General features: G+C 32.5%; 11 protein-coding genes. 5 read left to right on the forward strand and 6 right to left on the reverse strand.

The genetic code is table 11. The features are described from left to right. Positions 1-394: 394 nt before the first annotated feature. The 5 genes from NNH57_RS09970 to NNH57_RS09990 all read left to right on the forward strand — a co-directional run bounded on the left by NNH57_RS09970 (position 395) and on the right by NNH57_RS09990 (position 3,777). Complete coding sequence (locus NNH57_RS09970) at positions 395-931, forward strand: hypothetical protein (protein ID WP_074408935.1); 537 nt, start codon at positions 395-397, stop codon at positions 929-931. 476 nt (positions 932-1,407) lie between these two features. After that, the gene (locus NNH57_RS09975) at positions 1,408-1,650 is read left to right on the forward strand and encodes a hypothetical protein (protein WP_108807737.1); all 243 of its coding nucleotides are present in this window, start codon (positions 1,408-1,410) and stop codon (positions 1,648-1,650) included. Between the two features lie 282 nt (positions 1,651-1,932). Then, complete coding sequence (locus NNH57_RS09980) at positions 1,933-2,529, forward strand: hypothetical protein (RefSeq protein WP_108807736.1); 597 nt, start codon at positions 1,933-1,935, stop codon at positions 2,527-2,529. Between the two features lie 194 nt (positions 2,530-2,723). Further along, positions 2,724-3,176, forward strand: coding sequence for a Fur family transcriptional regulator (locus tag NNH57_RS09985; RefSeq protein ID WP_108807735.1), 453 nt, complete (start codon positions 2,724-2,726; stop codon positions 3,174-3,176). Beyond that, on the forward strand, positions 3,169-3,777 hold the full coding sequence (locus tag NNH57_RS09990; RefSeq protein WP_108807734.1) for a class I SAM-dependent methyltransferase: 609 nt from the start codon (positions 3,169-3,171) through the stop codon (positions 3,775-3,777). The genes NNH57_RS09985 and NNH57_RS09990 overlap by 8 nt, the downstream gene beginning before the upstream one ends. 22 nt (positions 3,778-3,799) lie before the next feature. On the opposite strand, the gene NNH57_RS09995 is transcribed toward NNH57_RS09990, so the two are convergent. From NNH57_RS09995 to NNH57_RS10020, 6 genes are read right to left on the reverse strand one after another with little or no spacing between them, the layout of a single operon-like run. Then, complete coding sequence (locus NNH57_RS09995) at positions 3,800-5,164, reverse strand: MATE family efflux transporter (protein ID WP_108807733.1); 1,365 nt, start codon at positions 5,162-5,164, stop codon at positions 3,800-3,802. 2 nt (positions 5,165-5,166) lie between these two features. After that, on the reverse strand, positions 5,167-7,377 hold the full coding sequence (locus NNH57_RS10000) for a DUF5916 domain-containing protein (RefSeq protein WP_074408941.1): 2,211 nt from the start codon (positions 7,375-7,377) through the stop codon (positions 5,167-5,169). Continuing rightward, positions 7,374-8,813 carry a DUF3526 domain-containing protein gene (locus tag NNH57_RS10005; RefSeq protein WP_108807732.1) on the reverse strand — a complete coding sequence of 480 codons (1,440 nt, stop codon included), beginning with the start codon at positions 8,811-8,813 and terminating at the stop codon, positions 7,374-7,376. The genes NNH57_RS10000 and NNH57_RS10005 overlap by 4 nt, the downstream gene beginning before the upstream one ends. Beyond that, on the reverse strand, positions 8,810-10,243 hold the full coding sequence (locus NNH57_RS10010) for an ABC transporter permease (protein ID WP_074408943.1): 1,434 nt from the start codon (positions 10,241-10,243) through the stop codon (positions 8,810-8,812). The genes NNH57_RS10005 and NNH57_RS10010 overlap by 4 nt, the downstream gene beginning before the upstream one ends. A gap of 4 nt (positions 10,244-10,247) precedes the next feature. After that, a complete protein-coding gene (locus tag NNH57_RS10015; RefSeq protein WP_074408944.1) occupies positions 10,248-10,949 on the reverse strand; it encodes an ABC transporter ATP-binding protein in 702 nt (233 codons plus the stop codon). Positions 10,950-10,956: 7 nt separating this feature from the next. Further along, on the reverse strand, positions 10,957-12,141 hold the full coding sequence (locus NNH57_RS10020; protein WP_108807731.1) for a hypothetical protein: 1,185 nt from the start codon (positions 12,139-12,141) through the stop codon (positions 10,957-10,959). Between the last annotated feature and the right edge of the window lie 15 nt (positions 12,142-12,156).

The following is a 12,156-nucleotide window of genomic DNA, read 5'->3' on the forward strand; positions in this document are numbered from 1 at the left end:
TTTTTCAGGTAGTTTTTTGTGGAGTTACGCCCCTTTATTCATCGTATTTTAGTTTGTGGAAAAACCAAATTACTATATCACAAATCATAACCGCCTATCGACTGGCTACACTTGTTATACTTAACAAATCTCACGGAAAACAGGGTGAAATAAATACCCCAAAAGATTGTACTTAGCACAATAAAATGTATAACAAAATTTTTAGAGTCACTTAATTATTTTACTGATTCTGAATATACTGAGCATAAATAATTCTTTACGCTCGGTCTCAAAAATAATTGTCTCAAGTTATTCTTGAAATATCTTATGTAGGATAAAATCGAAAAATGAATATCTTTTAACAAAAATAAAAAATATTAAAACGTTTTTTTTAAGACGTTAACCCATATTTGAAATGACAGAGAACTATATTTTAATCAAAACCCATCAACAACAAGATCTTGAGAACATACTTTGCGATCTAGCGAATTTGTATCGAGATACAGAATATGTAAAAGGTATACAGCTCTACAGAAAAAAAGGGCAGATAGAACTTTTTTTGATACGATTTACAAAATCACCAGATTTAGAAAAATTCAGTTATTTCGTTAATTATCTGGTTTACCCTATGGATATTCTTGAATTTCAATCCAAAGTAAGAGGGTATTATAGAACGACTGATATTAATTCTTATCCAAAATTAAAAGGTGGTGATTGGTTAATGTTGTATGTAAATAGTGAGGATCAATCACCAGATAATGTTTACATTACAAACGAAAACAACCAATCTTTTATCTATGATTTTGGTAAGCGGTTAAAACAATTAGATGATACGGTTGAAAGTTTTACTGAATTTGCTGTTGACCCAAATGAGTATAATCATATAATTGATATTTTTCCTTCACCAGAAGTGGAGTCCACTAAAATTAAACCTTGGTGGAAATTTTGGTAACATGAGCTAATAACATACATAATTTATATTTTCATCTTAAAAAAATAAAAATACACCAATAAATAAATCAATCAGTTCAGGTAATACTTGCTTTGTTCCGATTCATATATTAATCGTTGTATGCAATATTCCATAGGTTTTAGGTAGCCCGGAAAAAGTTGAGGACATAAATTACAGAAACCGAGCTACGACTCCCTTATTATTATATTCCTAGATATTAAATTTAAAAACCCATAACATAATAAATATATTAAATGAAGATATTGATTATAATACTTTTTCTTTCATTGTTAATTGTTAATTGTTCAAAACGAAAACAATTACCTCTTATTGAAAAAATTGAACAATTCAAGGTTTCCAAATGTCAAAATGGTTGTGGAATTGATTCTATAGGAGTTTGAAAAAATGAAATTGAAAATGGTAATCTAAATGTTAGATTAGGGTACATAGTAAACTGTTCTTGGAGAGAAGCTTATTTGAAAAATGTTACTGAACAAAATGATACATTACTTATTGAATTAGATAAACCACAATTAAATGATGGAGGATATCCCGTAACGACTTGTGATTGCTTTTTTTATTTTAGTTTTGTTTTAAAGAATTATACGAATACTCCAAAGGTAATTCGTGTACTTGAATTATTCGAAAATAACAAATACTGGGATGAGAGAGATTTTGATCGATATGAGTTTCAAGAAACTATTATTGAAAAAAGATAGAACTTTATACAACGCCAAGCATGATATTTTATCAATTAAATAATACCCCCATGTTCTTATATAGTACAAAGATTTCACGATGAAAAGGTTATAAAATCAATGCCTATTAGTAAAGATACAGGAGTAGGAAACCCCCGAAAGCTTCTACTAAATTAAAAAGAACACTATTTTTTAAAGCTGTTTGCAAAAAGCTAGGAGATTTATTTGTAGAAATATCAAATGCCGATACGAATAATTTATATGAATAAGCACTACACATTACTTCATAATTAATAAAATGCCATGAAAATAAATTCTTACAGCACATATTTCAATGAATTGTTTAAACAAAAACTAGAAAATTTAAAACAAAGTGGGGATTACCACCTGGTCAAAGAATTAATTCCAGAAAATGCAATAGAGGATAAGATAAGAGATTATATAAAAGAAGAATTAACTACTACTTTTAAGGTAGCTCATACATTAATAGAACAAGACAAATCTGAAAAAGCAAATGCTTTTCTATTCCAATGTATTGGTTCAGACATTCCTCCTTTTATTCCTTCGACCTGTTGGATGAATGGATTTTCTTCTCTTGTATATAATGATGGGGAAATTAAAAAGAAAGGACAATTATTCGATTCTACAGGAGGGTTCGAGTTAAAATTATTACACCCATTATACGATACTTTAGAAGATAATGAAGATTTATTGGAAATAGATATTTATGATGATTTGAAATGGGCACTTATATTTAAAACCTTTCAACTAATGGCTGAAGCAATTGAGTATACCATACAAAGCGATTCGTTTTCAAAAATTCCCATTACAACACCATTTCATTTTTTGGCAACAGGCGGACATGATGAAAATAAAGAACTTCTCTTATTAATCGAATAAAAAGAACTTGAATTTAAATAGGTTCTGATCAGAATTACAATAGTGAACTATTTAATAATAATCAAAGATTTAGTACACTACTTTTTCATAAAATAAGTATCTTTGAGATAGGGATAAAAACAAAAAACGACTAAAAAAATAATTGGGCATTATACCCTTTTTCTTTTTTAAATCTATTGGAATTTTAACGATTCATGAATACACAAAAACAAAAACATATAGAAGATATACTTAAGTCACATTCATTAAAAAAGACTTCGGCACGAATAGAAATGCTTAAAATATTTCTAAATTATGATTACGCATTATCTGCAAAAGAAATAATTTCTCATATGAAGGTAAGTCATGACCGGGTAACCATATATCGAACATTAGGTGCTTTTGAAGAACATGGGATATTGCATAAAGCTTCTGAAGATAGTCATGGCATACGATATGCAATGTGTAGTCATGAATGCCCAGAAGAAGTACATTCTGATGAGCATGTTCATCTTATTTGCGAAAATTGCTCACAGACTTATTGCCTCGAAGATATTAAAATTCCTAAAATCAAAGTTTTAGAAAAATTTCTGGCTCAAAAAATAAACTATACCATTAATGGCGTTTGTAATGCATGCCTCTCTAGTTTAAAAACAACTAATGGATAATCCCTGGAACACTCATTATCATTATTTTGATCAAAAAAAACACCCTCCAGCGGCTACTCTACGTAATGCATTAGCTCTTTCTCAAAAACTACAAATTAACCCACAAGACAGGCTAGCTGTTGATTTGGGTTGTGGGAATGGTGTAGATACTTTTGCTTTACTACAGGGTAAATGGAATGTCCTTGCTATAGACAAACAAAATGAAGCCTTATTGCGAATTAAGGAAAATACTCCGGATACATACAAACAACAGCTTCAGCTTAGTTTAAATTCTTTTGAAAACATAGATGCACTTCCTGATTGCCAACTTATTAATGCCACTTTTAGTTTACCATTTTGTCACCCCGATCATTTTGATAGATTATGGAATATTATTACTTCTTCAATACCTAAAAAAGGAATTTTTAGTGGTCATTTTTTCGGCACCAATGATGCCTGGAGTTCTAATCCTGAAATGACTTTTCATACCGAGAAACAGATAAAAGCAATGTTTAATCATTTTGATCTTATTCATTGTAAAGAAATAGAAAAACAAGGCAAAACCATATCCGGAAAAGAAAAATATTGGCATGTATTTCATATAGTAGCTCAGAAAAAATAGGTCATTTATGCCTTATAATTTATTATTTCTGAAACGCCACTCTTTTAGAAGTAGAACTTAACAGTTTTTTAAGTTCAATAGAAGATAGTATCCATAATACTAATGCATAGATTATATTTTCTATAACAAGCGTATAATATATCCCATTAATACCAAACATTTTGGGGAAAACCCAAATTAAAGGTAGAAACAAAACAATTTGTCGGCTTATCGGGACTATACTGGCTAGTTTTCCTTTTCCTACTGATTGAAAAAAAATAATACTACTCGAGGCAATAGGCAATAGAAATAATACTGTCAAAATAATTCTTAGATTAAAGATTTCCTGAGTACTTAACACCATATCAGGAAGCATTAATTGAATACAAAATTCGGGAAAAATCAACACGGGAATCATAAAAACCAGTATAAATAAAACACCACCTATCCTAAATGTTTTTATAGCTTCTATACATCTCGATATATTAGACGCGCCATAATTGATTCCTATTATAGGTTGCAAGGGTTGCAATAAACCTAATACGGGTATTGCCAAAAATGAAAATAACCTAAATGCAGCACTAAAAAAAGCAATATCATGAGCAGTACCATACCATGCTAAAGTTCTAAATAAAAAAAACTGTTTTATAACATTAGACAATTGCATAACAAAAGCAGATGTACCTACACTAATTACATCTTTTATGATGTCTTTTTCAATCTTAATACTAAATTTTCCAGTTGCAAACGATGCTTTTTTCTTAACAAAATAGAGCGAAGTTGCAATCGCATATATAAGCATAGATATGATACTACTTAAGGCAGCACCAGCAATACCCATAGAAAAGGTATGAATAAATAAAGGGGTTAATGTAATATTTATTACGACAGACATTATTGTAAATGTCATTGCTTGTCTAATTTTACCTTCGGATCTAATAAGCCCATTAGCAGAAAGGCCATGGATAGTAAAGAACACTCCCAGAATAGATATTTCAAAATAAGAAACCCCATAATCCAGCATAGCTCCCGTAGCCCCCATAAAAACTACTAATTGCCGAGTAAAAAGAACACCTACAACCATTAATATCATCGAGCTTATAAGAGAAAGCGCGATCATATTAGGAATTACTTTTTGTTGTTTTTCTATATCATTGGCACCAATAGCTCTACTCAAAACCGAAGACGATCCAGCTGCGATAAAAACAGTTACGCTGGTAATAACCAGAGTAAGCGGAAATAATAACGAAATCCCGGCGAATGCTTCTGCACCAATAAAATAACTTACATATATAGCATCTACCAGAGAATTAATAGAAATTACCATCATCCCTAATATTCCTGGTAAAGAAAGTTTAAGCATCAATTTCCAGAGATTATCTTTTAGTATATCTGGTTGTTTCTTCACGACTAAAACTGTTTCAAAAAAGTAATTTTACTAATAAATTGTTGGTTCCTGTCTATGGGATCTAATGATGATTTTATTTGAGTATCGTTAAACACCAGGTAAATAAAAGACAAAGGCATATATTCCCAACTAAATCGTGCATTCCACCTTCCTTGTTTATTAAATGAATTATACTGATAAAAGGTGGATAGTTGCATTCGGGGGGAGAGTGCTAAACGAAGGCTGGCAGAATACAAATTGGTTTCTAAATTTTCTCTTAGTATTCCTATTTTCCTAAGATTATTATATTCATAATCTGCAGTTAAAGCAATATGAGGTAAAGGAGCGTATCGCATACCAGCTGTAATTGTATTTCTATTTCCATTATAGAAACCTCCCCATTCATATTTAAAAGAAGCCGACAATTTTCTTGATCGATCAGAATTATATCGAACAAATTGTCGGGTATAGAAATACCTTTTTTGCTCGATAGCTAATCCCAGAGGTTTGAAATCAAAATTTATATTTTGCCATGATGGTGTAACCGAGTATTCTACAAAACTGTTGTCTTTAAAAAATACATATACAGGAAAAAGATACAGGCTTGCCTGCTGAAACTTTTCGGGATTTTGAAAATCATGATAGTAATTTGCAAAAAAACCTGGATCCCAACGACGAATCCATGGAAGCTTTTTAGGTCTTACAATAAAATACCCTCCAGGATTGTGTTTTATAACATCATTCTGAAAGACAAAACCTGTACCTGGATTATAATTCTTGCTTACAAAATTTGTAGACCACCCCCAATACATCTTATTGCTTCGATATCCAGAAAAAACACTCCCTGCTTCTCCCCACCTATTGGTTTGTTTATCATATGTAGACGAAATTAGATAAGAAATTGTCCATTTATTTTTTATTCGAATTAAACCATCTATAGTTGCTGTTGTATTATTGTTTTCTTCGACATCTAATACTTTACTATTTTCATCTAAGCGATGATTGATCATAACACCTACATTGTTTTCTTTTCCAAAATTCTGGAGGTAACGAAATATTCCAAAATTCGCACTGGGTGCATTATCGGTATTTCTTTGATGGATATATAACCCTGCCAGAGTTCTTTTATCGTTTCTATCGGTAAAACGTGTTCCTACATTAATCGGAGCAGGAACGGCATTAAATTTACCTTCTAACCCAATTTTTCTACTAAAAAAAGGACGAACCAAATTATTGGAGGCTCCTGCCCAAATCCCTGAGTTTTCTAAGAAAAATTGCCTTCGTTCTGGAAAAAATATATTAAACCTATCAAGGTTGTTAACTGCTCTATCTACATCTGCCTGTGCAAAATCTGTATTAACAGTTACATCTAAGACCGATCGTGGACTTATTGCCCATTTTGCATCCCCTCCAAATTTTAGTTTACTATCAGAGTTTTTTTCTCCTTCTGCATTAGTCGTAGTGTATTGATATAAAGAATAAGGTTCTATTCTAAGGTTTGCTCCAGAACTGGGAAGTTCTAACCCTTTTAATTGCGCAGCATATGTCATCCTATACGGAGAAAAAGATTGCGGGATGGCAGGAAAAACGGTTCGCTCATAATCTCTTCTTGCCAATCTGCTAAATGTAATTCCCCAGGCAACATCTTCTTCTTTTTTCTGACTGTCATATCGAATAGATGTAAAAGGTATGGCAAACTCTGCATAGTATCCTGTATCGGTTCTATGGGTGCGCACAGACCATAGTGCATTCCAATCATTATCGGTACTATTATCATTAAAATTCTGTAAGTCTCGTTGATTACCATACGGAGTGGTTTGAAACGAGACACAGTATTGTTTGAGATTTTGAGGATCTAATTGAATACTAAAAATATCATTCTCACCATCTCTAAAATCTCTTCTTAAATCTTGTACACGAACTCCTTTTCTCCCTAATGAGTCTTCACAAAACACGCCTACGTATAACTGTTTCTCATCAAATAAGACACGTACTTCAGTTTTATACGTATAAACTCCTCCCTGTCGGGGTTCCATTCGAAAAAAATCTTTGGTAACAGGAGCTTCCTGCCAATCAGACTCGTTTAATTTGCCATCGATTTTTATAGAACCCTTTGCACGTTTTGCAAAAACCTGGGGAGGATCACTAGGGGGTGGAAAATTTTGATTTGTATGCTGTGCAATACCAATCATATGTTGCATAATAACTACTACGATACAAAGTAAATTTCTCATGTTTTCTTTTTTTTCATGATTGTAAAACCTATTCCGAAAAATAAGATCGTCGCGATACTAACTTTTACTATTCCTAATAAAATAAGAGTACTCCATTTTACTTCATCTGTTTTGATTTTGAAGGATGGTAATCGCGAATAGTCCTCACGTCGTATAGGTTTATCCCAAAACAATTTCTGAAAATAGAAGTTTGAAATATTACGATGGAATGATTCGATAGAAGTATGAAACTGATGAAAGGTATTAAGATCTGTTTTTGCAATATGAATAAATATACTCTGCATATTTACCGCAGGATTTACCCAATGAAAATCTGATATCCATTTATTTCTCTGATATACCTGATTGTTATATTGATCTACATCTTCTTTACTATGCATATCTTTTAAGGATGTTAGTGCTGCATATGCTTTTGCAAGTGTGTTATTATGGATAAGGCTATCTGATCCCTGAAGGTGTGGATTATGTGCTAAAAATTCTTGAATAACTTCTTTGGCTTCGTTTTGATCTTCTTCATTTTCGAGACTTGTTCTGCGAGTAATTTCTGCTAGTGATGTACTGTCTAATGGATACCTGGTAGTTACCCATACGTTAAGCACTGCAGGGATTATTATAAGAAAGAGCAGCCATACTCCAGCTGCCGTAATCGCCGTAAAAGACGAATTCATTTTAAAACTTACAATAAAGAAGAGTACTGCAAACCAAAATGCGCAATACATAATAACGCTAAGTATCCAAAAAAGAGCCGACAGGCTATTCTCAGAATTCATAATATTACCAGAAGTGGTTAGCCCTATCATAGAAATAAGAAGTGCTAATCCTGTAATAAGGAAGAAATATAATATGAGTCGTACTATAATAATTCTCCTGATGTTTACAGTTTGTATATGTAATAATGGTAGTACTCCACTCTCTTTTTCGCCAGAATATAAGCCATAGGAAAATGCTATAATCAATAAAGGAAAGAGGTAAATTAGTACAAATGATAAATCAAAATTCCCAACGTATAGTTTTACGGGATTTGCGATCTCGTTTTCAAAAAGTTGATAGTGTAAACTCATTCCTGTAAGACGGTAATAATAAGGATGTAAATCGCATTGTCCAATTGCCAAAGCAGCATAATCATGAGGGTGTAAAATCGCATGATAACCATGTCTATGCCATGCATAGGCGGCGTCTGAAGCAATTTCTAGTTTCTTTTTTTGTGTTACAGAAGCTAATTCTTCTTTAAAACTTGCCTGATATTGATGGAATTCGGTTTTTTCAATTTCCATTACATCCTGGATAGTATCCCGTTGTACTTTTATCTCTGATTGCCCATAATAAATTGAATAAAGGCCCAGTAAAAAAGTACAGCCCAGCATAACTATCTGAAAAGTATTTCTGGTAAAAGCAATCCACTCATAACGCAATAATGTTATTGTTACTTTACTCATAATACTGGTTTCTTTTTATGTGATGAATAGTTAAGAAGAAAGAAAATAACCACCCCCCAGCAACATAAGGATAATAGTTCTATTAGATATTGGCGTAGTATCTCATACGCAGACATTGTCTTATAGTGAAAACCTTTAACCGTTTTCCATAAATTTTTACCTGCTTTATATTCATAAAACTCGCCATACTTAGAGTTTTGTGCCATATCAAGATTCATTTTCCGAACTAATTCTCTGCGATAATTTTCTGTTATTTTTTGAAAATGAATAGAAGTATTGAGATCGGTAGCAGCAAGCCCCATAGATACATTACGTACGGCTAAATATGGAGTAATAAAACTGGATAAGCTACTGATTCGATTCTGATGATTAAAAATATCGATTAACCTTTCCCAATGTATGTCATATACTTTATTGCCATAATCTTCTCCGGCTTGCATTCGCATTCCTTCAAAATTTAGAGGTAGTTTATGAATTGAATCTACTTTATAGTGCTGTAAATATTCTTTTTTTAATTGCTGCTCTCGGGCAATTTTTGGATTTTTTCCATCTAAGCCATTTCTAATATCTTTTTGAATAGCTTCTCTATACATTTTCATAGAAGGTAAAGGATAGAAGCTTTCTCCAAAATTAGCCGTTGTTTTTGGGATAATAATGGTAAAAAGAATCCAACAGGTTAATAGGGTAAGTAACGCATTTCTTCCTGTTGATGATTGCATAGATACCCATACCGAAAAAGCAACAAAAATCGATAAGTATATGGCATACACTATTAGTAGAAATAATACTCGTAACCCAACATCAGGGATACTACCAGAATCTGTTATCACGGTAGATAAAATAAAAGCGATTACAAAAAACGGAATCACTATAGCAAAGAGAATACTTACATATGCTATTATTTTCCCTTTAATTATAGAGGAATAAGATACTCCCTGGCTTATTAATAATTTGAGAGTTCCATTTTCTCTTTCTTCGGTAAATGCAGTAAATGCCAAAAATATAATGAGTAAAGGAATTAATATTTGAAATACCATTGCTGCACTAAGTTCTCCAAACCGAATCATACTGCTATGATCTTGTGCCGGACGAAACATAAATTCGTGTTGGTAGTGAGCTTCAAGGTATACAGAAGTTCCTGTATAGGTATCTAATCCAAAATCAAATAAGCTTAGTATAGTTTTTGGTTTAAACACAAAAGTCCCATAATGAGCAGCTATATGAGGGTGTTTGTCACCTTGCTCTAACCATTCTGTTCTATTTTCTTGTTTAGCCAGTTCTATAATAACTCGTTGTTGATTATAGGCTACATAACCTGTGTATAGGGCGATACTAAGTAACCCCATGATTACTATAGCAAGAGCAGCTATTAGCTTTTTCCGCAATGCGATTTGTATTTCTTTTTTGGCAATCAGTAGTACTGCATTCATCTTATCAATTGTGCATATGTTTCAAATACATTTTTTCAAGATCCTGAAAACTAACGTCTTTGGATTCAAACTTTTCTAACAATACCCCTTCTTTCATTATACCAATGTGTGTACCTGTGTCTTTTGCTCTAAAAAGATCATGTGTTGCCATTAATGTGGTTACTCCTCTTTCTTTCATATTTAATAATAGTTCAGAAAATTCATTACTGGCTTTGGGATCTAATCCAGATGTAGGCTCATCTAGCAGTAATACTTTTGCTCCTCGAGCTCGGGCCAGTGCAATACCCACTTTTTGGCGCATTCCTTTAGAGTAACTACTTACTCTTTTGCGTATAAAATCTTTCTGCAAGCCAGATTGTGTTAATAATTCTTCCAGCTCACTTTTGTTTTGATTTCCTCCGCCTAATCCACAAAAAAAATGGAGATTTTCTAGCCCGGTCAGGTTTTTGTATAACATCAGGTTTTCGGGAATATAGGATAGCAATTGTTTGGTTTCCTTAATATGCATGGTGACATCCATATTATTGATCATAGCTTTACCATGAGTTGCATCTATAAAATTTAGAAATAGATTAATAGTAGTCGATTTCCCTGCTCCATTTGCTCCTAACAGGCAAAAAATTTCTCCTTCTTTTATCGTAAGATTTAAAGATTTTAGAGCAGTGAAATCTCCATATTTTTTTGTTAAATCAATTGCTTCAAGCATTTTTACATTATTTTAGAGTGATTAACCCTGTTATATAACCACTGGTGCTTTTCATTTTCTTTGAAACATTACCCGAACTAATTTCATAACTGTACAAAGCATCTTCTTCTGTACCTGCAATGGCAAAAAGAACCTCATTATCAGAAACTTGTTTCATAAATGATGTTCGAGATGCTGCAAATGTATTAGGTAGAGAGGCCTCTAAATCCCCTAAATCTTGAGCTTTAGAAAGATCAATTTTTCGATATCTAAAAGAAGGATTAGCTCCATCTGTACCAAAAAAGTTATCATCATTTTCTGAAACGGTAGTACATACCATTCCATTACTAAAATGATATAATCCAAAACACGTATTACCAGTGGCAGCTTTCAGATCGAAAAAATAATCTGCGTCAAATTCTGTTTCTCCTGCTTTGATTCTAAGAACACCACTAGGTTTACCACTAAACAGCCCCGAAGCCTGAACATAAATATTTCCTTGAGCATCTGTAGTCATAATTTCGGCAGTAAGTGTATTAAAAAGTGTGGCTGTACGATCATCTGTTATAATTTTACTTAAGGTGTTTGTATTTAAATCTACCACAGCAATCTTAGCAGAACCTGATCCTCCAAAATCATTAAGTGCGATAAATAAATTGGTATCTCTTATAATCATATCGGAATAAAAAAGGCCATCCCCAGCATCTTTTAGATTTATTTCTCCTGTAATTCTCATCGTAGTAGGATCAAATTGAATAACTTTAGATATTCCACCTCCAACTGTAGCGTAACCTGTAGTTTCATTAAGGATCTCGAGAGAAGAAAAAGAATTAGATCCTGGAATTATTATTTCTTGATCCAAAACCGCTTTACCAGTTTTATCAAACACAAATTTTTTCATAGTTGCGGGAGCACCAAAACCTGCTGTAAACATCGATTTCCCGTCTGAGTATATAGAAGAAAACTGTCCTACTTCTGTACCATTGGTATTATCTATCGAAGTTTGATTAAGATCTGTAAGTCCTTGTAAAAATGTCGTTTTTACATCTCCTGCACCTGATACTATGGCCAGGCCATGGTTTATTTTTACCGTTGTTTCTTCTGGAGGAATAGAATTATCATCGCTTTTACATCCTGATAGTATACTTATTGTTGTAAAAATAAATCCTGCAAAAAGTATGTGTGTTGCTTTTTTTAACGTGTTCGTGTTCATTACTATAGTTTTTGT

This window comes from Aquimarina spinulae (assembly GCF_943373825.1).
In the GTDB taxonomy this organism is placed as follows: domain Bacteria; phylum Bacteroidota; class Bacteroidia; order Flavobacteriales; family Flavobacteriaceae; genus Aquimarina; species Aquimarina spinulae.

Excerpts from the sequence above, each read along its gene's own strand:
- NNH57_RS10000 (WP_074408941.1), bottom strand. The coding sequence starts at position 7,377 with ATGAGAAATTTACTTTGTATCGTAGTAGTTATTATGCAACATATGATT.
- NNH57_RS10010 (WP_074408943.1), bottom strand. The coding sequence starts at position 10,243 with ATGAATGCAGTACTACTGATTGCCAAAAAAGAAATACAAATCGCATTG.
- NNH57_RS09980 (WP_108807736.1), top strand. The coding sequence starts at position 1,933 with ATGAAAATAAATTCTTACAGCACATATTTCAATGAATTGTTTAAACAA.
- NNH57_RS09970 (WP_074408935.1), top strand. The coding sequence starts at position 395 with ATGACAGAGAACTATATTTTAATCAAAACCCATCAACAACAAGATCTT.
- NNH57_RS09990 (WP_108807734.1), top strand. The coding sequence starts at position 3,169 with ATGGATAATCCCTGGAACACTCATTATCATTATTTTGATCAAAAAAAA.
- NNH57_RS10015 (WP_074408944.1), bottom strand. The coding sequence starts at position 10,949 with ATGCTTGAAGCAATTGATTTAACAAAAAAATATGGAGATTTCACTGCT.
- NNH57_RS09985 (WP_108807735.1), top strand. The coding sequence starts at position 2,724 with ATGAATACACAAAAACAAAAACATATAGAAGATATACTTAAGTCACAT.
- NNH57_RS10020 (WP_108807731.1), bottom strand. The coding sequence starts at position 12,141 with ATGAACACGAACACGTTAAAAAAAGCAACACACATACTTTTTGCAGGA.
- NNH57_RS10005 (WP_108807732.1), bottom strand. The coding sequence starts at position 8,813 with ATGAGTAAAGTAACAATAACATTATTGCGTTATGAGTGGATTGCTTTT.